This window comes from Sediminispirochaeta smaragdinae DSM 11293 (assembly GCF_000143985.1).
GTDB lineage: Bacteria > Spirochaetota > Spirochaetia > DSM-16054 > Sediminispirochaetaceae > Sediminispirochaeta > Sediminispirochaeta smaragdinae.
Window position 1 is genome coordinate 455,057 of sequence record NC_014364.1, and the last position, 24,884, is coordinate 479,940.

The following is a 24,884-nucleotide window of genomic DNA, read 5'->3' on the forward strand; positions in this document are numbered from 1 at the left end:
GCCGCTGTAAGCCCGGATTATGGGACTGTAGCGAAACGGTATTGTATCGGTACCTCATTCCGATGAGTGTGTCTGCCAGTAGCGTTCAGGCAGAAAATGGGGCATGGCGTTGCAATCATGAAAGGCGAACCTCTACCCGTTCAAATCAGATCGGTCCCTATACGGCGCCAACCACACGCCAAAACCACGAGGATGTGGGGAAATTTGTTTCACAAACGGCTCTTTCAAGAGGATGGTCTCCGTGGCGAGGGGTTTACCAGAGATCACTACAAGGTGCAAAACATGAGCAGTACAGACATAAAAACCGCTACCGGTTTGGTAGCGGCAAATAAGGATGTAGGTGATAAATTGGTATTTACTAACCAATCTACAACCATTTCCTTTTCCTGTCAAGAAATTCAAGCAACTGATGAACATCTTGAGTCCATGGGCTATCTCATCCAGGATTTCTTTCGAAACGGTTGTCGGGCAAACCGGGACCTCTTTGCCATGAGACTTGCGACCCTGGTGAGGGTGATACGAGAGACCATCAACGAAGGGGTTCTGGAGTGAATGATCTGCAGAGCAGGATGCAGTTTACGAAGAGAAGATCATACAATATATGGAACCCCGGAAATCGGCGCGAACCTCAGCGATTATGTAGTTAGGCGCCTTTGTCGTTTCAGTCCCAAAAGTATACTATATTTTTCTCACAATACCTCAACCCCACAAGGAGGTGGGGTTATCTTGTATATTGTCGAAACGTTATATGGCATTTCGGCATACAAATTCTTTATAGAATGTATTGTACTTACGTGAATCTACTGCTGCAGCTTCTTGAGCATATCGTTCCGCTTTTGGCTTTGTGCTTTTCCAATTACCAACTTTAATTCCTGTTGAATGATAAACGGATTCACTTCTAAGCTTGTAGTACCAGTAACCACGAACCCGTTTTACCGTCCAAGGATCAGAATGCCGTGGCATAACCATAACCTCATTTCAGGTGCAATATAGGGTGCAATTGATAATATGGAAGTGTAAGTTAATTGGAAGCTTTTGTAAATCCTTATTATGGAATGAAATAATTTTACCCCCGACGCGATTCGAACGCGTGACCTACTGCTTAGGAGGCAGTCGCTCTATCCTGCTGAGCTACGGGAGCACAATAATATCTTATTTGTACACGGTTTTTCTCCTGAGTGTCAATGTTTGCTTCTATATCCTTCGTTGACATCTTTTTATAATCATGTAAAGATTGAGTCATCTGATGACTAAGGGGGCGGATATGGCAACGACATTAATCGAAAACGGAACCATTCTTACCGTTGATGATTCGAACACGGTCTATAAGAGTGGCTATGTTTTGGTGGAAGATGATCATATTGTGAAGGTCGGACAGGGGGATGCCGATGAAAGGACCAGGGATGAGGCTTCGAAAATCATCGACGCAAGTCTTATGGCCGTGATGCCCGGAATGGTCAATGCGCATACCCACCTTTTTCAGTCCTTTTTGCGGGGTTTGGCCGATGACAAGCCATTGCTCAAGTGGCTTGAAACGGCGATCTGGCCGGTGGCAAAATCGATGGATAGCGGGAATGCAGGGATGGCTGCCCGGCTTGGCATTCTCGAAAATATTCGTGGCGGTGCAACATCGGTTATCGACCATCAGTATATTCATACCGAACCTGGGGTTGACGATGCGGTATTTGCGGCGGCGGAAGACTTAGGGATTCGCTTCAGACATGCCTATGGATGGGCCGATATGAACTATCATCCGACCCTTCAGCTTACTGCTGATTATATTATCTCGGAATTGGAACGCTTGTATCATGGCTGGCATGGTAAGGCGAACGGTCGGCTTACCTTTGAGCCTGCTCCGCTTATTCCCTGGGGTTGCAGTAATGAAACTATGCTGAAGACGTGGGAGCTTGTAAAGGCGTGGAAGGTTGGAAACCACATTCATGTGGCAGAGACCAGGGAAGAGATCGAGATGAACCTTAAGGATCGTGGAAATCGGCATATTGAATGGCTTGATTCCCTTGGTATCCTCGGCCCCGAGATGCAACTTGTCCACAGCGTTTGGCTTGAGGACAATGAGCTTGAACTGGTGAAAAAGAGCGGGGCCACGGTGGTACATTGCCCGGTTTCCAACATGTACCTTGCCTCGGGTGCCGCACGGATACCGGAAATGAAGGATCTTGGCATCCATGTCGCCCTCGCAACAGACGGTCCTGGCAGCAACAATAATCAGGATATGATGGAAACACTGAAAACCACGGCGCTTCTGGCCAAGTTGTCTACCCTCAATGCCATGGCCTTGCTCCCCATGGATGTTATTCGTTTTGCCTGCCGTGGTGGTTCCCATGCCTTCGGCCAGCCGCAAGCTATCGGCTCTCTTGAGGTGGGGAAAAAGGCCGATATTGTTTTGATCGATTTGGACAGCCCCTTTGCCATGCCGGTCCATCATGCCGATTCGGCGATTGTCTATAACCTTGGTAGTGCAAGTGTGGATACCGTTATGGTGGACGGACGAATCTTGCTCGAGAAAAAAGAGTTTACCGATATCGATGAGGAAAAGGTTCTCTCGGATGCACGTCAGAGCTGCAGCGAACTTTTCCGCAGGGCGGGGGTTGCAGTATAGATGGCGTGGGAGATCCGATAGGGTACAATCTCAATAACATTGGCAAAGAAAAAACACGGCCCTGTAGGTAGTCAGGGCGGTCCCTTCCGGATCCCGTAACCATCCTTGGATGTCCGTCTTTGCCTCTGGAGTGATATATCCGGAGGTAAAGTATGGATACTGTTGTTTCGACGATTTTCTTTAACGGTCAATTCTGGGTCGCACTTGTTGAAAAACGCGGAGAAGATGGAACCCTCTCCGTGGCCAAGCATACTTTTGGCCCCGAACCGACGAATAACGACATCCTTGATTTTTATTTCAATAGCTATCACTATCTGCGATTTTATGCATGCCAAAGAATTGTGCGGGCAAAAAAGCGGCTTTCTGGGAAAGAAGAAAAGCGAAGTCTAAAGAAATCGTTTGACCTCTATAAAGAGGAGCAGCGGGAAGTTCTGCTTGTTCGCAAAAAGGAGAGGAAAGTGAGGTACCGGGCCGATGCGAATGAACAGTATCGTAGACGGTGTGAAAAAAGGAAAGAAAAACGGCGCGGACATTGAGATAAGACGTTGAGATGATTAGAGCCACTTTTGGAGAAGCTGCATTTTTACGATAAGGGGATTGAAGGCCACTCGAACGTAACCAACCGGCCGATCCTGGTAGCTGAAAAAACGTTGATACCACACGATGATCGGTAGCGCATTGCTGGCCTCGAAGGCTGCAAGGTCGGCTTCTTCGGCAAGCTGCGGCTCCATGCATACGTTGGCATGAGAAATCTTTTGGCCGGCATATTTCCAAAGAAAGTTAAGGATATTGCCATCTGCTTCCTCTGTTTCCGGCGGATTCGTGATGATACATGCGGGGATAAGATTGGTGGTGAGGATAGCAGGGTGTCCGTCGGCAAGGTAGCGCCAGTGATAGCACAGATGCTCGCCTTCGATCCCAAACCACTTTCGTTCCTCCTTGTCCGGGGCCCTTCTAACGACCCTATCGCCGCGTTGGCCGACTTCATATCCTCCTGCCTGGATCAATTCTGTAAATTCCAGATTTGTATCGATACGCATGGATAGGTCCAATGCACTACTGTGGTAGAAATTACCGGCACCGTGGCGTTTGGAGACGATACCCTCCCTTTCGAGCATCCGCAGGGCCTCCCTCACCGTTGCCACACTTACACCCAGTTTTCTGGCAAGCTCCCCTTCCGGGGGCAATCGGTTGGCTTGAGTACCATTTGAAGGCGGGAGGGTTTGTATTAATTCCAAAAGAGCCTGTCTCACCAGAAGGAGACGGGAGTAACGATTGGTAATCATTTTGCTTACTGTATCATGGGAGACGAGCGACTGAAAAGCCTACGGAACGTTGCCTTCTCTTCTGCCAGCTGGAATCGATGCTCCGAACATGATATGATCGCCTCTATGAAGGTATTTGTTGTCTACAGCTCTCCTGCAGGCTCGACGGCGAGAATTGCCCGAAGAATTGCCGACTTTTTCAGAAAAGGAGGGACGGAAGAATTTTCTGTTTCTCTCTACGATCTTGGAGCTCTGAAATTTTACAATGAGGGCAATAAGATTTCTCCGCTTCTGAAAGAAATTGATGCAGCTGGTGAGAATGGCCTTCTGTTTCTCGGATCACCGGTATATGTAGGCCACGCTGTTCCCCCTGTTAGTAACTTTATTGATCTGTTGCCTTCCGATATCGGTACTGTTTTTGTCCCCTTTGTTACGTGGGGGGGAGTCTCTTCCGGCGTTGCCCTGCAGGAGATGGCGGAAAGTGCCTTCTCGCATGGGTTGCGGGTGGCCGGAGGAATTTCCATGGTTGCCCCCCATTCGCATATGTGGAGGGATGATAACCCTCTCGGTAAGGCTCGGCCGAATAAAAACGATATGGAGATGCTTGACCGCTGGCTATTCGATTTTGTACGTAGGCTCGCCACTTCAGCCCTTTCACCTGAAAGTTCAATAGAGGCTCTTATACACCCCGACCCTGTAGTTCGGGAAAGCTTTTCCAGGGTTGATCTTGCCTCTGCGGCGGATGAAATGCCCGACAGAACGATTCGGACCGAAGGGGCCAATGCCTGTACCCTCTGCCGAAGCTGCTATGCGGTCTGCCCCACCTCGGCGATTCAATTTGCCCCGCATCCGGTCTTTACCGATCGATGTATCTACTGCTTTAATTGCGTTAAATTGTGCCCGAACGGTTCGATAGTTGCTGATCTTGTTTCCAAAGAGCGTTTTCTTCACAAAACCTCGCTTCTCAGAAACGAACCGGCTTCTCCTCGTTTTGTGTTCCTTACCTGACCCTTTGGCCGGATTCCCGGCGGGATTTCCGGTGGACGATGTCATCAACAATCTTCAATCTTCGCAGCTTTCCAATACCTTTTCTTGCGATACGACAGTTCTGCTACTATAATAAAATGGTACTGGGGGAGGGACTTTGCGTGAATGATCATGATAAACGCATCTTGGAATTTATATTGTCGCACGGTCTGGTCAGTGTTGAACGTCTGCAATTGTCTTTTGAAAGGCGGTTGTGCGAAACCTTATCACTTTTTGATTCATCGAAACATCTCATAATGCTTTCCCGTCAGGACATTATGCGGGAAGCGAATCACTTTTTTATTCGTTCGCTGGAATCTGTCAGATCGCCGTCTCATTGGCATCTGTATGAGAAAAAAGACTTTCCTGATTGTGTTTCAGAAGCTTCCGATCTTCTTGCTTTAAGGAATTAAAAGCGGCACACTGGAGATCGACACAAGGCGTGTTAATCTGTTTCAGGAGTGTTGCTGTGAAAGATAATTCCTTTGCTGCGGGCCGGTCCCTGCTGAAAAGTCGGTGGCCCGAACTTTCCACCATAAAAACCGCTAAAGCGAACGGTCTCCCTTCTCCTCCCCTTCAGGACCCGGCATCGCAGGGCGAGGGGCTGATCAGGCTTCCGATCATGCCGGGAGGTATGGCGAGCGAAATCACTCTTATCGAGGCAATGGCAGCACGCCAAAGTCGGCGTCATTTCCCCGGTGGGGAGCTTTCGCTTGATGAGCTTTCCTTCTTACTTTGGGCGACCCAGGGAGTGCGAAAGGTTTCCTCCCAGTTTAGTCTCAGAAGCGTTCCCAGCGGAGGTGCCAGGCATCCCCTTGAAACCTATCTTTTTATCAAAGCGGTTCATGGTCTTGATCCCGGATTGTATCGGTATCTTCCCCTTGATCACGCTCTCACCCTGCTCCGCAAGGCGAATGATCCTGATGGCGAGGAAAAAGAGCTTGATGAGGCGTTATTGAAGCATAATTTTGGTGCAGCCGTCACCTTTCTGTGGGCCGGAGCCCCGGAGCGTGGAGAATGGAGCTATGCCTTTGAAGCCCACAGATTGATGCTGATCGATGCCGGTCATGTGTGCCAGAATCTCTACCTCGCCTGCGAGGCCATTGGCTGCGGAACCTGTGCCGTGGGCGCCTATGACCAGGAAAAGTGCGACCGCTTTCTCGGCCTTGATGGAAAAGAGCGCTTTCTTATGTATGCCGCTCCCGTGGGGAAACGTGCTTAAGATGTTGCGGGGTCATTCTGTTTACGGCAACCTTAAAGGCAAAGCGCATGATTGTTTCGGTTGAAACCGTCGGACCGTATTTTTTTTGCATGATAAGCACGATTGTTTTGAGGGCATCTTCACTGAGAATGAGATAGATAAATCGATCCCGTTCTTCCGGGGTCATTGCTTCCCAGGTAACCATGAGTGCATCCTATGGAAAAAGCTATTGCATCTTAACACTAAACAGATGTATAGTATTTGTATGAATACCGAAGCGAAGATCAAGATACTTGCCGATGCGGCCAAGTATGATGTTTCTTGTGCCTCCAGCGGAAGTACACGTTTAGGTCCCAAGGGTGGTATGGGGTCAACCCTATCTGCGGGAATCTGTCATTCCTGGAGTTCGGACGGCAGATGTATAAGTTTGCTGAAGGTCCTCTTTTCAAATGCCTGCCGTTACGACTGTTCCTACTGCGTGAATAGGGCTTCCGCCGGTGGTAGACGGGTTTCCTTTACCGTAGATGAGCTTACGAACATTGCAATGGCCTTTTATCGAAGAAATTATATTGAAGGGCTTTTCCTTTCTTCCGGGATTTTTGCCGAACCCGATGTGGTGATGGAGCAGCTTTTACGGGTTGCCATAACATTGCGGAGCGAACACCGTTTCGGCGGATATATCCATATGAAGGCCATCCCCGGTGCTTCCCAAGAGCTTGTTGCCGCCGCCGGTCGTTGGGTCGACCGTATGAGCGTCAATATCGAACTTCCAAGCGAACGGTCTCTCAATCGTCTGGCACCCCAGAAAAAACGTCGGGATATCCTTGGCCCCATGGGGTGGATGCGTACCGAAATCGACCACTACCGTGAAGGTATGGAAGAGTTTCGCCATTCCTCGTTTTTGAAAACAAAACCTGCCTCCTTCGTTCCCGCCGGACAGAGTACACAGCTCATTGTGGGGGCTAGCCCCGAGGCCGACGGCACCATTCTTTCCCTCGCCGACGGCCTCTATAAAAGCTACGGTATGAAACGGGTCTACTATTCGGCCTTTGTTCCAACAGTTTCCCGGGCCGAGGGGCCAGGCCTTGATCTGGGGACCCCGAATCGTCTCAAGGCTCGGGAACATCGCCTCTATCAGGCTGATTGGCTCATGCGCTTTTACGGTTTTGCCTTCGATGAGCTTGTGGGGGACCGTTCTGCATCTCTTGATCCCGAACTTGATCCGAAAAGTCATTGGGCGATTGTACACCGCGACCATTTTCCGGTGGATCTCGAGCGTGCCGATTACGAAGTGCTTCTACGGGTTCCCGGAATCGGAGTGCGGTCTGCACATCGTCTTGTGGTTGCAAGGCGCGAGGGCCCCCTGAATTTTGAGCTGGTGGCGCGTTTGGGTGTGGTCCTTTCCCGTGCCAAGTACTTTGTCACCTGCGGTGGTCGGTCCCTTGTTTCCGCAGACTATTCCGAAAAGGTACTTAGGATGAGATTGGGGGAAGGCCCCGATGCTTTCGGTCAGCTTTCTCTTTTTGATGCTATCAGCGGAGAGTTGTGATGCCGCGATTGTCGTACGATGGTAGCTGGAAGGGCTTTCTCACGCTTCTTGCCAAAAGTGAGATAATGGAGCCTGAAGATTGTAAAGATTTAGCGATACATAGACAGGGCAGGAACGGGGATTTGTTTTCCGAGGCGGGGGATTTTGTTGCCACACTGGAAAGGGATGCGAGACGGATTCATGATTGCCTCGGGAAAAAACTCGGTGCACGGGCTGCCTGGGTCATGAGTCGGGCTCAGGCAGCCGAGCGGGAAGATGTGGATCGGCTTTTATTGCTGCTTTGGCGCTTCCCCGATCGCTTGGACCGTGATGAGCGCCTGGGGCTCCGAGAATGGGCCGAACGGGTTGCTACCGAGTGCCATCGGTATCAGGGAATCCTGCGTTTTTTCCCTCTTGATGTCGGAATCATGTATGCGCCTCTTCGCCCCCGCTTTGCCGTTCTGCCCTTTCTTGCCACCTGGGCGGCCGAGCGATTTCCTCAAACACCTCTGCTTTTTCATGACAGGGGGCGCGATCTTTTTCGCTGGACGGTTCCCGCTTCAAAGGTGGGCCCCGGAATCAAGGGAAGGGCTTCGGGTGAGGGGGCTTTTGATAAGGCCCGTCGGGTATTCGAGTTACTGCCTTCAAAACAGGAGCTTGAGGCCGTTCCCGCTAGAGGGGATTGTGTGCAGGAGTGTTGGAGCGGCTATGTACATGCTACGGCAATTAAGGAACGCCGCAACAGCAACCTGCAACGCTCCTTTTTGCCGAAGGTCTATCGTGAGTATCTTCCCGAATTACGGTTTGACTCATAGAGCATTTCTACTGTTACGAATATACGAATATTAGTAGCATTTGGTTCCTAATGCATGCTTATCACCAGGATTCGTAACACTACGCTTTGCTTCCTATACACCCGGCGGGATCTCTTGCTGGTCATGCTGAGGAGTACCGTGTTTTGCAAGAGCTTCCAGTTCGTCCCGATTGTAAAAGATGGAAAGTCCGCCGGAGGAGGTTTCCCGATAACGGCTGGATAGGTCTTTCCCGGTCTGAGCCATGGTGTCGACTACCTCGTCGAAACTGATCATATGCTTTCCGTCAGAAAGAGTTGCAAAGGTCCCGGCATCGACCGCCCTGGTTGCGGCTACCGCATTTCTCTCGATGCAAGGAACCTGAACCAAGCCTCCCACCGGATCACAGGTAAGGCCGAGATGGTGCTCAAGTCCCATTTCGGCTGCGTACTCAACCTGACTGGGGGTGCCGCCCAGCAACTGAGCCGCCGCTGCAGCAGCCATGGCACAGGCCGTACCCACTTCCCCTTGGCAGCCGACCTCGGCTCCACTGATGGAACCATTGTGCTTGACAAGGTTGCCGATCAGGCCTGCTGTCGCAAGGGCCCTTCTGATCCGCTTATCGGTAAACTCAAAATCTTCCTGAAGTACCTTCAGCACCGCAGGGAGGACACCGCAGGATCCGCAGGTGGGAGCGGTGACAACAATGCCTCCTGATGCGTTTTCTTCGGAAACCGCCAGGGCATAGGCAAAGAGTTTACTAATCTGCCTGATCATACCGTAGGCATGCCTGCTTTTCATGAAATAGCTTGAAGCCTTTCTCGCAAGATTCAGAGAACCGGGAAGTCGTCCCTCGTTTTCAATACCCCGGGCGATGGTCTCTTTCATCGTGGTCCACACATCGCTCAAGAATTGATCAAAGTCGGTATCTTCATGCTCATAGACATATTCCCACAGCTGTCGTCCCTCACGTTCCGCCCAGGGGAGAATTGAACGCATGGTGAGGTATGGGTAGGGATCGGTCCTTTGCTCGTTTGCCTGAACCTGCTCGTCTTCGTACAGGAGAGCCCCTCCCCCGATGCTGTAGACTATTTCCTCTGCTATAAGCGCTCCATCGGTATCAATGGCCTCAAATCTAAGCGCGTTCGGATGACGGGGCAGCAGCTCGTTCGGTTTCCAAATTAATGTTGTTGTATCGTCGCCTAGAACATCGAGGATCGCTCGGTCGGTCAGGTGCCCCTTGCCGGTTGCCGCAAGACTACCGAAAAGCGTGACCCTGTAACGGGGAGCACTCGGATAACGGCCTAAAAAGTTCTCGGCCGCACGATGGGGCGCCATAGTATGGCTGCTCGACGGACCGATACCGATCCTGTAGAGCTCCCGCAATGATTTCATTTTTATACCTCTTCAAGAGGGACTTTTTGCCATCGTCCTTGTATGAGCATGCGGACCGTTTTATATCCTGCAGCGGTGAGCATGGACCTACAGGTAGGGAAGGCATAGTCCAGCCATTCGGGACGATGGGCATCGGAATTGATGAGCATAGGAATCCCGCGTTCTCTACAGCCTTCAAGGATCCATTGAGAAGGGTAGGGATCTTCCCTATAGCCGCGACTGAGGGCCCCTGTATTCATCTCAAGCGGAATTCCCTTATCGGCGATCGCATCCAATGCCTTGCTTACCACATCCTTATACCATGACGCCTCTTCGTCGAAGAAGGGGGTTTTCACATTGTGCTTTTTCACCAGATCGAAGTGGGCAAGAAAGTCGAAACCGCCGTCCTGGACAAGAAGAATCACCGCACGGTAGTAGGCCCTGATCATCGCTTCCACGTCGCCTGAAAAGCTTACGTCAATGAGGTGGTGCAGCTCCGCTTCACTTCCGTCCACCGAATAACAAAGGCCATCCTTGGGATCTTGGAGCATATGAACGGCTCCTATCAGATAATCCATACCGAGAGAGCCGATCCATGAGCTGGCAGGGGTTGTCACCCCTTCAATAAAATCTACTTCAAGGCCAAGGTAGATTTCCAGCTTATCCTCATAAAGGTCTCGAAGGGTACGAACATCGGAAATATATCCGACGATTCCCTTTTCGGTCATGGTCCAGTCGTTGGGAAAAGGTAGCGGGGCATGACCGGAAAAGCCGAGGGCCTCAAACCCCTTTGCTATCGCAGTTTCAACATAGTCACCCAAGGTCCCCTTTCCGTCACACCAAAGCGAATGTGTATGATAATTTGCCAATCGCATATGCTTCGTTTCTATCCTATAGTGATATCGTCAATCCGACGTTTGGGAACGTGATGCACATCTTCATTGTCCCTCCAGTAGCGTATCTCGCCGTCATTTCCTACATCCTCAAGTACCACCTGTTCGACAGGCTTGCCGAGTGCGACAACCAGAAGAATGTCGAAACGATTCTGATCTAGTTCAAGTACAGCGGCAAGTTCCTTTTTTCTGATTGATGCTATCATGCAACCGCCGAGACCACGGGCAGTTGCGCCAAGAAGAATGGACCAGGCAGCGATGCCGTGATCGACTCCGGCACTCTGAGATATCTCTTTATCCAGAAGAATAGTGACATATGCGGTGGGCCGTTCCGATTCGATTGGCCCTTCCCAATCTATCAGATATCCGGCCCAGGCCAGGGTTGGGTATATGCGTTCGTTGAGGCCCTTATCCACAGAAACGTGGAATTTCAACGGTTGACGGTTGGCGCCGCTCGGACTTTTACGAGCAAGGTCAATCAGCTGAAGCACCGTAGCCTTCTCAATTGCATGAGTACCATCGAAACGGCGAAAGCTGCGACTTTTCGCAATTAATTGGTCGATATCCACAATCACTTCCTCCCCGATCTTTATACGTAACTCTTACTCTGATCATACCGTTTTTTAGGGGAGATTGAAAGGGCGATTGTTCAATGAGGCTTTCCGACGTGTTGCCTTGAGGCCCTGTGATGTACTATAACAGAGCGATGATGGCCCAAGAATTGGAAAACCGCGTACAAAAATCTTCCGAGGAGTTGCAAAAGCTCAGGGAAGAGATAGGAAAACGGATTATCGGTCAATCGGAAATGGTTGATGGTATATTAATGGCCCTCATGGCCGGAGGCCATGTTCTGCTTGAGGGTGTTCCCGGTTTAGCCAAAACCCTCGCGGTGAGAACCGTTGCCGAAGTTTTCGACGCCGGTTTTAAGCGCCTTCAATTTACCCCCGACCTCCTCCCTGCTGATTTGATCGGTACCTTAACCTATCGTCAGAATTCAGGAGAATTTGTGCCTCGTAAGGGGCCCATATTTACCAACATTGTTCTTGCCGATGAAATCAATCGTGCACCGGCTAAGGTTCAATCTGCCTTGCTTGAGGCTATGGAAGAGCGGCAGGTTACCATTGGCGATACCTCGCATCCCTTGCCCGATCCTTTTTTTGTTTTGGCGACGCAGAACCCGATAGAGCAGGAGGGAACCTATCCGCTACCGGAGGCCCAGCTCGACCGCTTCGTTATGAAGCTGCTGCTCGACTATCCCACAGAGCATGAGGAGCTTGAAATCCTTAGAAGAATGGGCAAACAGCAAGAGCTTCCGGTCCGGCCTATTCTGCGTCCCGAACACTTGCTTGCCCTCAGGCAAACCGCCGAAGCGGTGATGGTCGATGAGCGGATCGAAGAGTATATCGTCTCTCTTGTCGCCGCAAGCAGAATGAAAGACAGCAATCCGAGAAGCCATAGCCGGTTTATCGATTTTGGTGCTTCGCCGCGAGGTACCCTTGCTCTCTATCGGTGCAGCAAAATTTCGGCTCTCTTTGAGGGACGGACCTTTGTTATTCCCGACGATGTGAAATCCGTTGCCTATCCGATTCTGCGTCATCGACTGGTTCTCTCTTATGAAGCAGAGGCTGAGGAGATGCGGGCCGATGATGTAATACGGCTTTTGCTCAAATATGTTCCCGTTCCCTGATCGTCATGGATAGTCTCGAGCTTTTTGCACGAATAAAGAACCTTCCTCTTGTCTCTTCCCGACTCGTCGAGGGGGTCTTGTCGGGCAATTACCGGTCGCTGTTCAAGGGACCGGGGCTTGAATTTGACGAGGTTCGGGAATATGCCGAGGGGGATGATTCTCGTTTTATCGATTGGAATGTTTCGTCACGAATGGGGCAGCCCTACGTTAAAACATTTCGGGAAGAGCGGGAGATGGCACTTTTTCTTGTCATTGATGTTTCCGCGTCTTTAGGTTTTGGTAACGGAAAATTGAGCAAGCAGGAGACGGTTGCAACCCTTGCCGCTTTGCTCGCCTTTAGTGCGGTTCATAATAACGACCGAGTTGGCGCGGCCTTTTTTTCCGACCGAATAGAAAAATGGGTCCCTCCCCGAAAGGGTCGCAACCAGATTTTCCGTCTTGCCGGCGATATCATGGAAGTGGAACCCAAAGGGAAAGGATCTGACCTCGCCCTTGCTCTCAGAGGGGTTCATGAGTCTGTAAAACGGCGGGGAATCTGCGTCATCATCAGTGATTTTCGAACTGCGCCCTGCTGGCGGGAGATGAGCCTTGTAGCCAAGCGTCACGACGTTATTGCGATCCGCATTGAAGATCCCAGCGACAAGGATTTTCCCGTACCCGGCTTTGCGCAACTTCGTGATCCCGAAACGGATGGAGTTTTACCCGCTTTCGGGGCATCGTCACGCTTCCGCCGGGAGTATCGGGAGTTCTGGGAAACACATCGCATCTATTGGGACCGGGAATGCCGGAGACGGGGAATCTCAACCCTTACGGTTTCGACCGAGGATGATCCCATTGAGAGCTTATTCACGTTTTTCCGGCGGAGGAGACGGCGGTGAAGCGATTATTACTTGTGCTGTTTCTTGCTCCGATGTTACTCCCGGCCCAAGAGATTACGGAGCAGCCTCTGATCGTCAGCCGACAGCTCTTCCTCCCTGCCGAATACTATGTAGGCGACAGTGTCGAGCTTCGTCTCACCCTGGAAGGGGTTGATCCCGATTCATTGGAAATTCCTTCGACCCTTCCCGATGTACCGTGGATCGAGATACGGGATATTTCCATTGAAAGAGATTCCGTTGGCTCCGAACTTACCATTCATTTTACCACCTATATGCCTGGTACTAGAACCCTCCCCTCCATTGTCTTTGGGGAAGGGAAGGTTCTTGAGGGGGTAAAGATTCATGCTTCATCGATTCTGGATGACACAAATGCCCCCTTTTCTCCTGCGCGTGGTCAACTTTTACTACCGGGGACCTCCGTCGGCTTGATTTTGTTTGGGCTGCTTATCTTCCTCGGACCTGTTCTTACCTTGCTTTTGGCAGGGAAAGGCAGGAGATTCTTTCGTGGTATCATGGAACGACACCGGGGCCGCCGACCTGCTCGTATCTTTTACAGACGATTGAGGGAGCTGGAAGATAACTTCGATAAAATCGCCGGACGTGATTTCTATTTTACCATGACCGGGATCCTTCGTTCCTATCTTACCCAACGTACCGGAGAGGATTTCCTTTCTGCTACCAGCAGAGAGTTCGGCTTTTTGTGCGATCGCTTTTTTGATGATCAGGCTCTTGTTGCTGCTTTGGCGGAAATGGACCACATATCCGACGGCGTAAAATTTGGTGGAGAACGGGTACACACCGATCGTAAGCGCCACGATCTTGCACTGCTGAAAGATGTGGCATCCTATGTGGAACGTCGTGCCGAGGGCCATCGGTCTTCGAACCGACGTAAGGGACGGGGAAGCGTATGATCACCTTTGATCAACCAGGAATTCTCCTTTTCTTGGCGGTGCTCCCTCCTGCCATGTTCCTTACCTACGGTTGGAAAAGAAGAGGAGGCTTGCTTCCTCTCAGCTTCACCATGTGGGAACGTGATCGTTTTGAGTCACCCCTCTTCTTTCATCGTTTTTTGCTTTTTCTTGCCAATGTATCACTCTGGTTGGGAGTGGCTTCACTCATTGTGGCCCTGGCCGGGCCTCGCTTGGTGGAGCGTGAGAAGATCTACCTACATCGTGGAGTAGATATCGTTTTTGTACTTGACCAATCTCCCAGCATGATTGTCAGGGACTTTGGCGGTGATACCCGTTTCGATGCCGCAAAACATGCAATTCGAACCTTTGTGGAGGGGCGGGAACACGATCCCCTCGGTTTGGTAATCTTTGGAGATGAAGCTGCCCTTGTAACCCCCCCGACCCTCGATTATACATCCTTTCTCTCACGAATGGATGCCGTACGGGTGATGAAATTGGGCCGCGGTAGTGCCCTCGGCCTTGGAATGGCCGTTGCCACTGTCCATCTGGAAAAAAGCAGTGCCGAGAGAAAGGTGATGGTCATCGTTTCCGATGGAGAAAATAATGCAGGAGAGATCACACCCGAATCGGCAGCCAGAGTAGCAGCCTCTCTCGGTATCCGAATATATGCGGTTGGCGTAGGCGGTGAGGGTAGTGTTGCAACCGAATTTACCGATCCTGAAACGGGGAAAAGCTATCGGGGGACCTACGAGGGAAAGATTGATATGGAACTTCTGAAAGCGGTAACGGAAAGCACTAGGGGACAGGCTTTTCTCGCCGGATCTCCAGGAGCCCTGTCACAGGTTTTTCGGGAAATTGATGCCCTCGAATCTGTAGAGTTACGATCCACAACCGATATTTCATCAGAGCCTGTGCACCATCTCCTCATTCGTCTTGGCTTATGGCTGCTCGTTTTTTATGCATTCGTCAAGCGACTTTTTTTCAGGGAGGTGCTGTGATGGTGCAGAACCCAGGGAGTGCCTTTCTGTTCCTGCTTTTTCTTCCTCTTTTCTGGAGCATCGGTCGTAGCCTTGTTGTCGGAAAGAGGCTCTTTCGTTCCTTCCGCGACGGTGCATCTCCCCGTTCTTTATACGATGTGTTTCTTATTAAGTGGTTTTTTTCTTCGTTTTTTTTAATTCTTTTCCTTTTGTTTACCATTCTTGCTCTCATGGGCTTTACCGGCACGGGAATCGATTCGGAACAGTTTCCTGAAAAGAAAGATGTGGTTTTTGCCGTTGATCTTTCTCGAAGCATGCTTGCCTCCGACGTAGTGCCTTCGCGTCTGGAGCGCACGAAGGTGCTTATAAGAACGGTACTGGACAACAGTTCCGGCAATCGTTACGGTTTGGTGGTATTTACTGATCTTGGTCTGGTGATGGTCCCTGTTACCGAGGATGTGCAATCTTTAGTGTCGGCGGTCGATGCTCTGAGCCCTGATTTGCTCTCTTCCGCCGGTACCAATATCGCGGCCGGTATTTCCGCTGCGGGCCAGGCGTTCCCTGAGGGAGAGAGGCGGCAGCGCCTAATTGTTGTTTTTTCCGATGGAGAAGAACATAGCGGTGACCCCAAAGAGATCACAGCCTCCTTACGGCGGGATCATCATATTACGACCAGTGTTATTGCTCTTGGGAGTGCGGATGGAGCGGCCGTTCCGGCTGCTGATGGTGGGGTCATGCAGGATGAAGAGGGAAATCCCGTACGCAGTAAGGTGAATACCATTCTCCTTCAGTCCGTTGCTGCGGCAGGAGAAGGGAGTTTCCTCGACGGCGGCGATGCCGATGCTCTGAAGCAATTGCGCAAGCTGCTTGGCTACAAACCGGATAGTGGTGTCCGCCTTACCAGAGACACCCTCTACCGTCCTTTTCTCGCCCTTGCCCTGCTTTTTCTTCTTTTACATGTTTTGGTGAGGATGGTACCATGGCGAAAAAAATAATGCGGCTCGTTCTCCTCTTTTCGCTTCTCTGGCTTCTCACCGCTTGTGACAGCCCCGAGACCCACCTTGCCGTGCTTCAGGGAAATTATGCCTTTGCTCGGGGAGAGTATCACGAGGCGACCTTCAAATATCTGCAGGCATTGGATTTTGAGCGGTGGAAAAGTCGTGTTCACTACAACCTTGGGAATGTTTACCATGAGCTCGGTGAAGATGATGCAGCACTTCAGGAGTGGGAACTTGCTTTCTCCGATCAGGATAAAGAGCTTTCTTTTCGAATTGCCTTTAATCAGGGGGTCCTTTTCTTCGGCCAGGGCCACTATCAGGAGGCCTATGACGCTTTTCGTCGGGCTCTTACCGTTCATCCCGCTTCTGTTGATGCCAAAATAAACCTGGAACACGCCTTAAGGAAAATTTCCCGTAAACGCCAGGAACAGCAGACGGAAAGCCCCCAGGCCGCCTTACCTGAGGCAAAGGGAGAATCAGAGCGGATTCTCGACTATGTACGACGGAACGAGTCCTTCACCTGGAGTTCGGCTCCTGAGGCTGACCACCATAAGGAGGAGCAGCAGTGGTAGCTCATATAGAAAAAAGGGCACTCCTTCTTCTCTTTTTTTTCCTTACGGGTTTATTTCCCCTCGCTGCGCTTCCCCCGCTGTCGGTAACCCTCGAACCCAATCCCGTCGGTGTTCGGGATAATACGACCCTTGTTGTAGACCTGCCGCTCTCTTCCTCTGCCGGTGTCGAGGCCATCGCTCCCGAGGTTCCCTCCGGACTTTCCATCTGGCGTGGACCTTACATCCGTTTCTATCGCGGAGACGATTATGCACACCAGGGCGTGGATCATTTTGTGCGGATAAGCTATACGTTGCGCGCCTCTCGAACGGGACGAATGGTGATTCCCTCTTTTCGTTTTTTGTCGGAAGAGGGAGAGTACGAAACGTCGCCTCTTCTCCTTGAGGTCGGCCTTTACCGTTCCGGACACCTGCAAATACCTTTTGAGCCCTATTGGGAACTTGGCCGGCAGAGCGTATATGCCGGAGAAACCGTACCGGTTACCTTGAAGGTTCCCATGCAGAGGGAGGTTCGTCTTGTCGACGATGTTTCCGTTCGGCCTCCGCGAGAGGGATTTTTTGAAGAAACCGGCCGGGTTGGGGCAATCGATCGAAGCGAAATCGAGGGATTTTCATTTTATACATTGCCTGCCGCAGGCTATCTTTTGACGCCTGAACGTTCGGGGGATCTTCAAATTCCTTCCGCTTTTGTTACCATCGACGGGATACGGGAGCAGGCCGATGCCCTTGATCTCCATGTTCTTCCGCTGCCCGACTCTGTTGCCGCTACCGGTGCCGTGGGATCTTTTGCGTATAAAGCCGCCGCAGACAAAGGCCCTTTTCAGGAAGGTGATCGTTTTTTTGTAACGGTGACCGTTTCAGGGAAAGGTAATCTGCCTTATCTTTCGGTTCCTGAGCCGATTCTTAAGGGTGCCAGCTTAATCTCTTCAAGTGAGGAATCCGAGATAGATGCCGATGCCGATGGTTTTGTAGGTCGCCGTGTCGTTCGCTTTGAGTTTCTGGTTTCGGGAAAGGGTACTATTGAGATATCGTATCCTCCTTTTCCCTTCCTCATCCCCTCCTCTGGACGCGTTTCGACGCGATATCTTTCCTCTTCGACGATCAGGGTGGAGGATTCTGAACACTTCGGAACAGTGGAGGGTGAAACTCCCTTCAGTTTCGAGCCTCTTCCCATAGCCGGTTTTTCCGTGACCAATGAGGATTCATATCGTAATCTCCGAAGCTATCTCTGGTTGCTTCCTGGCCCACTTCTGTTTTTTGTTTTCTTGATTTTTGGGCGAAAGAAGCGTTCCGTCGCCACCGTTTCCATCCTATTCTTTTTCATGTCCGCAGCCGGAGCCGTCGATGAAGTTCCTCCTATATCGGATGAAAAAGCACTGGCTGCATATGCTGCCGGTGATGATGAGGCTGCGTATCAAGAATATCTTCTTTTACTCGAAATAAGTCCGGATAATCCGAGATTATTTTACAATTGTGCCGTTACCGCTTATAGAGCCTCCCATGTTGGCAAGGCAGTTTTTTATGCAAGACAGGCCTTTCGAACCCACCCTTCCGATGGAAAGATGAAAGAGCTGGTACAGGCAATCGAAAAGCGTGAGGGGTTTGGTTTCCAGGCTCCTCTGCCATTCTCTGTCCATCCTGATCTTTTCTTTTTCCTTTTGATGTTGTCGATAAATGGTGCCGGTTTTGTGGCTGTTTTTTATCTTCTTCATCGAAAAAACTTGACTTTCATTGTTGCAGTGTTACTTTTCACTATTGGGGTGGCTTCAGCCATTGCGCTTGGATTTTCGGCTGCCGATTGGGGTCGGCACGTTGTAGTGGCCCAGGCTGATCTTCCTGTTCTCTCGATTCCCGATTCGGGAGCGGGGACCTCATTCGTACTGAGGGAAGGCGAAGCTGTTACGCTTCTTGGTAGATCGAGGGACTATCTGTTCATCGAAACCGGTATTAATACCAGTGGGTGGGTCCCGCTGGATCAAGTGCTAATTCTTGGACCTATGGAGCGTTGATATGGATTTCGGTGAGATACTGGAGAAGTGGGAAGCTGGCCGAAAACAGCAGACGATAAGCAAACAGAGAGAACCGGTAGATGATAGCGGCTTCGCACGGCAGATTGAGCGTTATCTCCCCGAAGAGGCCGATTGGGAGCAAGTAATCGGAGAGAAGGAATTATCCGATATCGATCCAGTTTTGCGTCGTTCCACTCTTCGCCGGATAGCCCCCGAGGCTGAAATCGACCTTCATGGAATGACCCGTGATGAGGCGGTGACCGCCCTTGACCGTTTTTTTCGTGAGGCAGCCAGCAGAGATCTGCAAAAGGTCCTCATTATTCACGGTAAGGGCAATCACTCCGGCAGAGACGGAGCAGTGCTTCCTGATGTTGTAAGGGAATACCTTCAATATTCACCCATTGCCGGTGAATCAGGACAAGCCGATCGTTCACTTGGTGGAAGCGGTGCAACCTGGGTTATTCTGAAGGAATAGGATGGGAAGTCTACCGTTCGCGGTAGATGATCCTGCCTCTGGTGAGGTCGTAAGGGGAGAGGGCCACCCGTACTTTATCGCCGGGGACTATTCTAATATAATGTTTTCGCATTTTTCCGGAAAGATGTGCGAGAATCAGGTGTCCATTTTTCAATTCGACCCTGAACATGGTATTGGGTAGGGATTCTTTTACAATCCCTTCTACTTCAATTGCTTCTTCTTTCGCCACAATGCCTCCTATAGCCGGACTTTATCCGCCATATAGTAGGCCTAGAGTTTCTTCTTGTCAACCTGTTGACTTTTTCCCCGGATTCAGTAATATGTCGGGACTCGACAGGAAATCACAACAGGAGAGGGGGAGAGATATGGATAAAGTTTTTGAAGAGAAAATGAAAGACTCGCTGTTGGCAATGAAAGAGGAGCTCGTTCGATCTCTTATCTCCGAGAGCGAAGATTTTGAGGCACTTGTTCGCGATATGGATCCAAAGGATCTTGTCGATGTTGCCGCCGACGATATCGATCGGAAGACCCTTGAAGCCCTTAATGCTCAGGAGGTAAAAAGGATCAGGCTGATCGACTCGGCCCTCTCGAGACTGAAGAACGGGCGTTACGGGCTCTGTATGCGTTGCGGAAAGAAAATTCCCACTGAACGGCTTGAGGCTATTCCGTATGCACTCATGTGCATCGAGTGTAAATCGAGCGACGAGCGAAGATCGCGCTGATCTCTTTTTTTCCTAAACATTTTTATTCCGTATCCGAAAAAGAAAGTAGAAGAGGATACGGGAATGGAGATCAGCACGTATGCCGGTTCGCCGGTTGTTTCGGTTTCAAAACTGCTACACGCTCGCTATTCGTCCGGCAGGGTTTCAATGCCTGTCAGTCGAAATCAGTATCTTTATGCCCGGTTTAAAAACGTCACCGGGATTCCTACCGAAAATGGAGTAGGTGGTTTTCCCCTTGCCAAATTACGCTCGATTGATGTCCTCATTGAACGATTGAAGCAGATCAAGGGTGATAAGGTACAAGTCGACGTTTCCGGGCAAGACGATGGTGAAAGCGAAAAACGAATTGATGCGATGATTGATCAGCTTGCGGATAGGTTGCACAATGCCGCCTTGACTTCTCAGCAGACACCCTATACAGCGGTTTCATCGGAGGCGCTTATGGGTATTGTCGTTAACATGAATCTGTAAGGCAGTTTACTGAACATAGGGATTATAGCCCCTCTCCCTCTCGATGGTCGTGAGAGGTCCGTGACCAGGAAATACCCGGGTTCTGTCGGGTAACGGCATCAACTTCTCGTTGATGCTTCGAAAAAGAGCCTGACTGTCGCCTCCAAACAGGTCCGTCCTTCCCACTCCTTCGAAAAAGAGTGTGTCCCCTGAGAAAAGCATATCACTCTCTTCACTGTAGAGGCAAACACTGCCCTTTGTATGACCGGGGGTATGTATGACTCTGAGATCGCAGTCGAAAACCGATTTCCCTTCCTCAAGAAATAAATCTATATCGGGAATGGGTTTGTACATTTCCTGAAAAAGAGCCTTTCCGTCGATTCCCATTTGCTGGAATGCCTCTTCATGAATTTCTCTGGCCCCGCTTCCGAAAAAAATGGCATCGTCTTCATGGGCCGCAATATCAAGGTGTATCTCTTGCTCGACGTAATAATCTATAATTTTGCCGAGTGCCGAGACATGATCCAGATGGCCGTGGGTAAGAATGATTCCTCTGGGTGTAAGGTTTTTTCCGACCATATGAGATATTATTTTTTCGTAATCTCCGCCGGGATCGATAATAACGCACTCTTTCTTCCAGCGGGAGTATATGTAACAATTGGTATTCAATCTTCCTACAATAATTCTTTCTACCATGATAGTATTCAGGGTAAGGGATAAATGGTGATTTTGCAAGCTTCAGCTTTTCTTCATCTCTTTGTGATCGTGCTCATAGCCCTCTGTACCTATGGCATTGTGCCGGGTATTGGAGCCTTTTTTGTTCGGAGAAAATGGCGGCGGTTTCGGGAGGGGCTTTTGTCCGCCGCTTCATATCCTGTTCCTGATTATCGCTTACTACATAGCGGGGAGAGCGGCCGAGCCGGGTGTTTCCGCTTTTACGGGACACTTCGTGCCCTCCGGGGAGAGAACGGAGCCTGGGTAGATAATGGCAAAATCTCGCTTCGTGTTGGGCTCGAGAGGGTTAGAGTCTATATGATTTCTGCTCCTTCTTCGCTTTCCCACCGGGAAGGCTCTTCAGCCTTTGACGACGAAATGGTACCCATCGAGGTCCCTTGGCGCCGAATAAAGACCCTTCCCGAGGGAACAAAGGTCTTTGTCGCCGGAGAACTGGATCGACGAGCTACCGGAGCCCTTTTTCTCAGCACGCAGAAAGTCCCTCTCGTCGTTATTGTCTATGATGGTCCCGACGAACACCTCCTTTCCCATGCGGTAAAAACCGGGCGAGAGCGGAATGGGTATTGGAATTTCCTAACCCCCGGAGCTCTGACTACAGGTTCATTTACGCTTTTTGTCTACTTCTATCTTTTACTCCGTGCCCCCCTGCTTCGTTTTCCCGCAATATTGGCATTAACGGTAAGTCTCCTTCCCTTGACCCTTGTTTTGCCTCCCGCTGTCATCGGCTATTCATTCTACCGTTCCCTGTGGAAGCGTGCCTTTTTGCTTCGTACGGAACGGGATCTTCTTACGTTAAACGAGATTTCCGAGGGAAAAAAAGCCCCGCCCAAAGAGGCCGAAGTAAAGAAACGAACCTCTCAGCGGCTGGAACTTCTGGCATTATTGATACTTGCCCTTTCGGTGGGAGTTGAACTCTTTATGATCTTCATATTTTTTGCTGCAGTAATTCGTTAAGGGTAAACAACTTCGCTATTTCTTTCTTGAGTAGTTAACAGTAATCTTTCGGCCTCGATATTCCATTCCGTCCATTTTTGAAATTGCTTCCTGACTTCTTAATTCGGAGATTTCAACAAAAGAGTAATTGTCCAGTACCTTTACCGAACCAATCTCCGCTTTTTTCAGCGAAAGTGTTGAACGAAAAAGATAAACCAGGTCCTTCGGATAGACCTTCCGATTTTTCCCGATACTGACAAAGAGGGTTTTCATTTTTTCTTTACGCCTGCGGTCGCTTTTCTCTTTTTCATTCGGCAGATTAAGTTTGGCTCCGGATTCTTTGAGGAGATAAGCGGCAAAATAAGAACGCATAAAAAAAGGAACGTGCTTTCGCAGAAGCGATCGATAGCTGTTGAGTATTTCCGGATCTTCGTCAATTTTAATTGTGTTAAGGATATTTTCGATATGGCCTTTAAGCACCTCTTGATTCGACGGCATAGCCTTCTCTTCCAAACTCATAATTCGTGCTTCCTCCATTGTTGTTAGTGTTTTTAGGCACTCCGCATTGTCGGTATCGCACACCGTCAATAGCTCTACCTCTGCGGGGTCCTTACCTGTATCGGCGACAAGCTTTTTAATCGTGCCGATTTCAGGAAGTATGCCGGCGAATAGTATGGTATTTATTCCCTGCATCGGTATATTTTCCGTGCTTCCCCCCGAAATGATGCAAGCATCGGCCTGCCCGTCCACCCCCGACACCTGAAGCAGCCGACGAAGGGTTTGGGCTTCTTCATTGTTTTCACATATAAGGAGACAGTTTTTGACCCTTCCCCGACCGAGCAGTATTCGTGCTGCCGCTTCTGCCTTATTGCGGCTGCATGTGTACAGCTGCATATGCAAAAGATAATCTTCTCGCTGGGCCCTTGTGAGGCTTGTACTTCTTCTCTGAAAAGCGGCAAGGAATTCGAGCTTTTCCGGATGGGGGGCAAAAATGACCGTCTGTATGCGGCTCGGAATCTTTGAAAGGATAAACTCTGCGTCCTGTTCAAAGCCCTCACGATGGGGCTCATCTGGGACATCGAGAACCAGGGTGGAAAGGGAAGAAAGATCAAGATTTCCCCGTCTGAGGTGGTCAATGATTCGTTCGGGTGTGCCGACAATGATATTGAGGCGTCTTGATATGAGGCGGAGTTCTTTTTTTGCCTGGCTTTCGGTTCCGAGAACCGCAAATTGTTGGCCCTTGAATTGCTTGCTTGTCAACTTTCGGAGAAGAATATCAGAGCGGAGAAGTTTGGTACGATCGGCTGTGAGGATAAGGGCATACAGTTCTCGGGCGGGCCGCTCGTTCCGAATAAGAGCGGGGAACAGAAGTGCGAGGGCTTTGCCTTCCTCGTCTCCGGTTTCGATCAACAGGTCCTTTTCGCTGGGCAGTTCGGGAAACAATTGACGCTGGATCGGACTTGCGGTGTGGAGACCTGCATCTTTGACGAGGGATAAGATCCTTTCGCCGGAATGATGATCGTTTGCGGACTGAAACACTGTGCTATCCTATACGATGTACGATGTAGTCAAGAATATCGGCACCACTATGCTTTGTCAAGAAAAGTGAAAAGGAGATATCGATGACGGAAAGATATGGAAAGCTAACCTTATGTTTACTGCTGATGCTCATGCTCTCGGGAATTCTCCCCGTCTCGGCTGTCGAATTTGCATATAAAAGTGCTCTGGATGATCAGTACCGCATACTTTCCAAGGTGGATGAACGAGTGTATATCAACGGTACATACAGCCATCATGCCAATATTCTCAACAAGATCTCGGCGAAGGTTGTCGAGGTTCAGGATGATAAGGCAAAGATAGAAGCAACCTTTCTGACCAGTGAGAGCCGGGAAGGAAACGTGACGGTGTATGAGCTGAATCAGGAATACGAATCGACCTTCTGGCGCTCTCGGCTTGGCCGATATGAGATAGCTCCGATATACTATATGCCTGTGGTTCGTGATGTTCCCACCTTTCCCGATCGGGATCTTAAACCGGGAGATAGCTGGCAGGCAGACGGAGAAGAGGTGCACGATCTCAGACAGGGATACGGAATCCCCGATCCCTTTCTTTTTCCAATGACAGTCAATTATCGCTATCTTGGAGAAGGTACGTACGAAGGAAAGAATGCAGACCTGATCTCAATCCAATATTCGATTGCCCAGCGAGCGGATTCCTATTATGATCGTTACCCCCTCTATCCCCGAAGGATTACCGGCTATTCGGACCAGATCATGTATTGGGATAGGCAGGAAGGGCAGCCTATGGCCTACGAGGAAAACTTTTCCATCGTTTTTGACCTTTCCAATGGAGATAGCTATGAATTCACCGGAACCGCGACGGCTAGGCAGGTCCGTTCCCGTTCTATGGATAAAGAAACGGTAAAGGATGAACTTGAACGACGTATTGCCGAAAACGGGATTCCCGATGCCGGGGTTCGGGTTGGGGACGACGGGGTTATTATCAGTCTTGAGAACATTCAATTCAAGGCCGATTCTGCGGTTCCGCTTCCCGGTGAGATGGACAAGCTCAAGCGTGTTGTTTCTTTGCTAAAGCTCTACCCGGACAGGGACATTTTGGTGACCGGTCATACCGCCCTTGCCGGTACAGCCGAAGGAAGAATGGCCCTCTCTTTAGAGCGGGCCCGTACCGTTGCGGCCTTTCTAAAGGATGAGTTGAATATCGACGACGACCGTCTCATGATAGAGGGCAAGGGTGCCGGAGCGCCGGTTGCTCCCAACGACACCGAAGAGGGAAAACGGAAGAATCGTCGAGTCGAAATCACGATCCTGGAAAATTAGTG

28 protein-coding genes and 1 tRNA gene are annotated in these 24,884 nt (G+C 50.2%); 20 read left to right on the forward strand and 9 right to left on the reverse strand.

Annotation, left to right across the window (positions count from 1 at the left end; all coding sequences use genetic code 11):
- Positions 1-282: 282 nt before the first annotated feature.
- Positions 283-552 (forward strand): hypothetical protein, encoded by a 270-nt coding sequence (locus tag SPIRS_RS02240; RefSeq protein ID WP_083771523.1) that lies wholly within the window; start codon positions 283-285, stop codon positions 550-552.
- A 515-nt stretch (positions 553-1,067) separates the two neighbouring features.
- Here the strand turns inward: SPIRS_RS02240 and SPIRS_RS02245 are convergent.
- Positions 1,068-1,141 (reverse strand) — tRNA-Arg (locus SPIRS_RS02245).
- A gap of 123 nt (positions 1,142-1,264) precedes the next feature.
- On the opposite strand from SPIRS_RS02245, the gene SPIRS_RS02250 reads away from it, so the two are divergent.
- The gene (locus SPIRS_RS02250) at positions 1,265-2,620 is read left to right on the forward strand and encodes an amidohydrolase family protein (protein WP_013253054.1); all 1,356 of its coding nucleotides are present in this window, start codon (positions 1,265-1,267) and stop codon (positions 2,618-2,620) included.
- A 152-nt stretch (positions 2,621-2,772) separates the two neighbouring features.
- Positions 2,773-3,156, forward strand: coding sequence for a YjdF family protein (locus SPIRS_RS02255; protein WP_013253055.1), 384 nt, complete (start codon positions 2,773-2,775; stop codon positions 3,154-3,156).
- Positions 3,157-3,174: 18 nt separating this feature from the next.
- Here SPIRS_RS02255 and SPIRS_RS02260 read toward each other — a convergent pair whose 3' ends face one another.
- A complete protein-coding gene (locus SPIRS_RS02260; RefSeq protein WP_013253056.1) occupies positions 3,175-3,906 on the reverse strand; it encodes a GntR family transcriptional regulator in 732 nt (243 codons plus the stop codon).
- A gap of 15 nt (positions 3,907-3,921) precedes the next feature.
- On the opposite strand from SPIRS_RS02260, the gene SPIRS_RS02265 reads away from it, so the two are divergent.
- From SPIRS_RS02265 to SPIRS_RS02275, 3 genes are all read left to right on the forward strand, one after another.
- Positions 3,922-4,893 carry an NAD(P)H-dependent oxidoreductase gene (locus tag SPIRS_RS02265; RefSeq protein ID WP_013253057.1) on the forward strand — a complete coding sequence of 324 codons (972 nt, stop codon included), beginning with the start codon at positions 3,922-3,924 and terminating at the stop codon, positions 4,891-4,893.
- A 140-nt stretch (positions 4,894-5,033) separates the two neighbouring features.
- On the forward strand, positions 5,034-5,324 hold the full coding sequence (locus SPIRS_RS02270; protein WP_013253058.1) for a hypothetical protein: 291 nt from the start codon (positions 5,034-5,036) through the stop codon (positions 5,322-5,324).
- A gap of 56 nt (positions 5,325-5,380) precedes the next feature.
- Positions 5,381-6,133 carry a SagB/ThcOx family dehydrogenase gene (locus SPIRS_RS02275; RefSeq protein ID WP_013253059.1) on the forward strand — a complete coding sequence of 251 codons (753 nt, stop codon included), beginning with the start codon at positions 5,381-5,383 and terminating at the stop codon, positions 6,131-6,133.
- Here the strand turns inward: SPIRS_RS02275 and SPIRS_RS02280 are convergent.
- Positions 6,099-6,317 (reverse strand): hypothetical protein, encoded by a 219-nt coding sequence (locus tag SPIRS_RS02280; protein ID WP_013253060.1) that lies wholly within the window; start codon positions 6,315-6,317, stop codon positions 6,099-6,101. The two genes, SPIRS_RS02275 and SPIRS_RS02280, sit on opposite strands and share 35 nt — an antisense overlap.
- A gap of 60 nt (positions 6,318-6,377) precedes the next feature.
- On the opposite strand from SPIRS_RS02280, the gene SPIRS_RS02285 reads away from it, so the two are divergent.
- Positions 6,378-7,661, forward strand: coding sequence for a putative DNA modification/repair radical SAM protein (locus SPIRS_RS02285; RefSeq protein WP_013253061.1), 1,284 nt, complete (start codon positions 6,378-6,380; stop codon positions 7,659-7,661).
- Positions 7,661-8,455 carry a DUF4130 domain-containing protein gene (locus SPIRS_RS02290; protein WP_013253062.1) on the forward strand — a complete coding sequence of 265 codons (795 nt, stop codon included), beginning with the start codon at positions 7,661-7,663 and terminating at the stop codon, positions 8,453-8,455. The genes SPIRS_RS02285 and SPIRS_RS02290 overlap by 1 nt, the downstream gene beginning before the upstream one ends.
- Before the next feature lie 93 nt (positions 8,456-8,548).
- Here the strand turns inward: SPIRS_RS02290 and SPIRS_RS02295 are convergent, their stop codons facing one another.
- From SPIRS_RS02295 to SPIRS_RS02305, 3 genes are read right to left on the reverse strand one after another with little or no spacing between them, the layout of a single operon-like run.
- Complete coding sequence (locus SPIRS_RS02295) at positions 8,549-9,826, reverse strand: L-serine ammonia-lyase (protein WP_013253063.1); 1,278 nt, start codon at positions 9,824-9,826, stop codon at positions 8,549-8,551.
- 2 nt (positions 9,827-9,828) lie between these two features.
- Positions 9,829-10,680 (reverse strand): histidinol-phosphatase, encoded by an 852-nt coding sequence (locus tag SPIRS_RS02300; protein ID WP_013253064.1) that lies wholly within the window; start codon positions 10,678-10,680, stop codon positions 9,829-9,831.
- Between the two features lie 11 nt (positions 10,681-10,691).
- Positions 10,692-11,267, reverse strand: coding sequence for a nitroreductase family protein (locus tag SPIRS_RS02305; RefSeq protein WP_013253065.1), 576 nt, complete (start codon positions 11,265-11,267; stop codon positions 10,692-10,694).
- 119 nt (positions 11,268-11,386) lie between these two features.
- Between SPIRS_RS02305 and SPIRS_RS02310 the strand changes: the two genes are divergently transcribed.
- Genes SPIRS_RS02310 through SPIRS_RS02345 form a run of 8 tightly spaced genes read left to right on the forward strand, consistent with a single transcriptional unit; the run spans position 11,387 to position 19,202 of the window.
- Positions 11,387-12,385: an AAA family ATPase gene (locus tag SPIRS_RS02310; RefSeq protein WP_013253066.1), complete on the forward strand. Its 999-nt coding sequence runs from the start codon at positions 11,387-11,389 to the stop codon at positions 12,383-12,385.
- Between the two features lie 5 nt (positions 12,386-12,390).
- Positions 12,391-13,263 carry a DUF58 domain-containing protein gene (locus tag SPIRS_RS02315; protein ID WP_013253067.1) on the forward strand — a complete coding sequence of 291 codons (873 nt, stop codon included), beginning with the start codon at positions 12,391-12,393 and terminating at the stop codon, positions 13,261-13,263.
- Positions 13,260-14,174, forward strand: coding sequence for a hypothetical protein (locus tag SPIRS_RS02320; RefSeq protein ID WP_013253068.1), 915 nt, complete (start codon positions 13,260-13,262; stop codon positions 14,172-14,174). The genes SPIRS_RS02315 and SPIRS_RS02320 overlap by 4 nt, the downstream gene beginning before the upstream one ends.
- Positions 14,171-15,172: a VWA domain-containing protein gene (locus SPIRS_RS02325; RefSeq protein ID WP_013253069.1), complete on the forward strand. Its 1,002-nt coding sequence runs from the start codon at positions 14,171-14,173 to the stop codon at positions 15,170-15,172. The genes SPIRS_RS02320 and SPIRS_RS02325 overlap by 4 nt, the downstream gene beginning before the upstream one ends.
- Positions 15,172-16,146, forward strand: a complete 975-nt coding sequence (locus SPIRS_RS02330) for a VWA domain-containing protein (RefSeq protein ID WP_013253070.1) — start codon at positions 15,172-15,174, stop codon at positions 16,144-16,146. Before SPIRS_RS02325 ends, SPIRS_RS02330 begins: the two co-directional genes overlap by 1 nt.
- Positions 16,131-16,721, forward strand: a complete 591-nt coding sequence (locus tag SPIRS_RS02335; RefSeq protein WP_013253071.1) for a tetratricopeptide repeat protein — start codon at positions 16,131-16,133, stop codon at positions 16,719-16,721. The genes SPIRS_RS02330 and SPIRS_RS02335 overlap by 16 nt, the downstream gene beginning before the upstream one ends.
- Complete coding sequence (locus SPIRS_RS02340) at positions 16,715-18,727, forward strand: tetratricopeptide repeat protein (protein WP_013253072.1); 2,013 nt, start codon at positions 16,715-16,717, stop codon at positions 18,725-18,727. The genes SPIRS_RS02335 and SPIRS_RS02340 overlap by 7 nt, the downstream gene beginning before the upstream one ends.
- A 1-nt stretch (position 18,728) precedes the next feature.
- Positions 18,729-19,202, forward strand: coding sequence for a Smr/MutS family protein (locus tag SPIRS_RS02345; RefSeq protein WP_013253073.1), 474 nt, complete (start codon positions 18,729-18,731; stop codon positions 19,200-19,202).
- 10 nt (positions 19,203-19,212) lie between these two features.
- Here SPIRS_RS02345 and infA read toward each other — a convergent pair whose 3' ends face one another.
- Positions 19,213-19,434 carry a translation initiation factor IF-1 gene (gene infA, locus SPIRS_RS02350; RefSeq protein ID WP_171814798.1) on the reverse strand — a complete coding sequence of 74 codons (222 nt, stop codon included), beginning with the start codon at positions 19,432-19,434 and terminating at the stop codon, positions 19,213-19,215.
- Positions 19,435-19,567: 133 nt separating this feature from the next.
- On the opposite strand from infA, the gene SPIRS_RS02355 reads away from it, so the two are divergent.
- Both SPIRS_RS02355 and SPIRS_RS02360 read left to right on the forward strand, forming a co-directional pair.
- On the forward strand, positions 19,568-19,924 hold the full coding sequence (locus tag SPIRS_RS02355) for a TraR/DksA family transcriptional regulator (protein ID WP_013253075.1): 357 nt from the start codon (positions 19,568-19,570) through the stop codon (positions 19,922-19,924).
- Between the two features lie 63 nt (positions 19,925-19,987).
- On the forward strand, positions 19,988-20,395 hold the full coding sequence (locus SPIRS_RS02360) for a hypothetical protein (protein WP_013253076.1): 408 nt from the start codon (positions 19,988-19,990) through the stop codon (positions 20,393-20,395).
- Positions 20,396-20,401: 6 nt separating this feature from the next.
- Here SPIRS_RS02360 and SPIRS_RS02365 read toward each other — a convergent pair whose 3' ends face one another.
- On the reverse strand, positions 20,402-21,070 hold the full coding sequence (locus tag SPIRS_RS02365) for an MBL fold metallo-hydrolase (protein ID WP_013253077.1): 669 nt from the start codon (positions 21,068-21,070) through the stop codon (positions 20,402-20,404).
- 24 nt (positions 21,071-21,094) lie between these two features.
- On the opposite strand from SPIRS_RS02365, the gene SPIRS_RS02370 reads away from it, so the two are divergent.
- Positions 21,095-22,063, forward strand: coding sequence for a hypothetical protein (locus SPIRS_RS02370; protein ID WP_013253078.1), 969 nt, complete (start codon positions 21,095-21,097; stop codon positions 22,061-22,063).
- A 15-nt stretch (positions 22,064-22,078) separates the two neighbouring features.
- Here the strand turns inward: SPIRS_RS02370 and SPIRS_RS02375 are convergent, their stop codons facing one another.
- Positions 22,079-23,581 (reverse strand): DbpA RNA binding domain-containing protein, encoded by a 1,503-nt coding sequence (locus SPIRS_RS02375; RefSeq protein WP_013253079.1) that lies wholly within the window; start codon positions 23,579-23,581, stop codon positions 22,079-22,081.
- An 83-nt stretch (positions 23,582-23,664) separates the two neighbouring features.
- Here SPIRS_RS02375 and SPIRS_RS02380 point away from each other — a divergent pair, with 83 nt between their 5' ends.
- The gene (locus SPIRS_RS02380; RefSeq protein ID WP_013253080.1) at positions 23,665-24,882 is read left to right on the forward strand and encodes an OmpA family protein; all 1,218 of its coding nucleotides are present in this window, start codon (positions 23,665-23,667) and stop codon (positions 24,880-24,882) included.
- The last annotated feature ends 2 nt before the right edge of the window (positions 24,883-24,884 follow it).

Coding starts and splice junctions, on each gene's coding strand:
- SPIRS_RS02365 (WP_013253077.1), bottom strand. CDS start 21,070: ATGGTAGAAAGAATTATTGTAGGAAGATTGAATACCAATTGTTACATA.
- SPIRS_RS02280 (WP_013253060.1), bottom strand. CDS start 6,317: ATGGTTACCTGGGAAGCAATGACCCCGGAAGAACGGGATCGATTTATC.
- SPIRS_RS02265 (WP_013253057.1), top strand. CDS start 3,922: ATGGGAGACGAGCGACTGAAAAGCCTACGGAACGTTGCCTTCTCTTCT.
- SPIRS_RS02380 (WP_013253080.1), top strand. CDS start 23,665: ATGACGGAAAGATATGGAAAGCTAACCTTATGTTTACTGCTGATGCTC.
- SPIRS_RS02335 (WP_013253071.1), top strand. CDS start 16,131: ATGGCGAAAAAAATAATGCGGCTCGTTCTCCTCTTTTCGCTTCTCTGG.
- SPIRS_RS02310 (WP_013253066.1), top strand. CDS start 11,387: ATGTACTATAACAGAGCGATGATGGCCCAAGAATTGGAAAACCGCGTA.
- SPIRS_RS02325 (WP_013253069.1), top strand. CDS start 14,171: ATGATCACCTTTGATCAACCAGGAATTCTCCTTTTCTTGGCGGTGCTC.
- SPIRS_RS02260 (WP_013253056.1), bottom strand. CDS start 3,906: ATGATTACCAATCGTTACTCCCGTCTCCTTCTGGTGAGACAGGCTCTT.
- SPIRS_RS02315 (WP_013253067.1), top strand. CDS start 12,391: ATGGATAGTCTCGAGCTTTTTGCACGAATAAAGAACCTTCCTCTTGTC.
- SPIRS_RS02250 (WP_013253054.1), top strand. CDS start 1,265: ATGGCAACGACATTAATCGAAAACGGAACCATTCTTACCGTTGATGAT.
- SPIRS_RS02370 (WP_013253078.1), top strand. CDS start 21,095: ATGGTGATTTTGCAAGCTTCAGCTTTTCTTCATCTCTTTGTGATCGTG.
- SPIRS_RS02240 (WP_083771523.1), top strand. CDS start 283: ATGAGCAGTACAGACATAAAAACCGCTACCGGTTTGGTAGCGGCAAAT.
- SPIRS_RS02295 (WP_013253063.1), bottom strand. CDS start 9,826: ATGAAATCATTGCGGGAGCTCTACAGGATCGGTATCGGTCCGTCGAGC.
- SPIRS_RS02255 (WP_013253055.1), top strand. CDS start 2,773: ATGGATACTGTTGTTTCGACGATTTTCTTTAACGGTCAATTCTGGGTC.
- SPIRS_RS02285 (WP_013253061.1), top strand. CDS start 6,378: ATGAATACCGAAGCGAAGATCAAGATACTTGCCGATGCGGCCAAGTAT.
- SPIRS_RS02355 (WP_013253075.1), top strand. CDS start 19,568: ATGGATAAAGTTTTTGAAGAGAAAATGAAAGACTCGCTGTTGGCAATG.
- SPIRS_RS02300 (WP_013253064.1), bottom strand. CDS start 10,680: ATGCGATTGGCAAATTATCATACACATTCGCTTTGGTGTGACGGAAAG.
- SPIRS_RS02290 (WP_013253062.1), top strand. CDS start 7,661: ATGCCGCGATTGTCGTACGATGGTAGCTGGAAGGGCTTTCTCACGCTT.
- SPIRS_RS02330 (WP_013253070.1), top strand. CDS start 15,172: ATGGTGCAGAACCCAGGGAGTGCCTTTCTGTTCCTGCTTTTTCTTCCT.
- SPIRS_RS02345 (WP_013253073.1), top strand. CDS start 18,729: ATGGATTTCGGTGAGATACTGGAGAAGTGGGAAGCTGGCCGAAAACAG.
- SPIRS_RS02360 (WP_013253076.1), top strand. CDS start 19,988: ATGGAGATCAGCACGTATGCCGGTTCGCCGGTTGTTTCGGTTTCAAAA.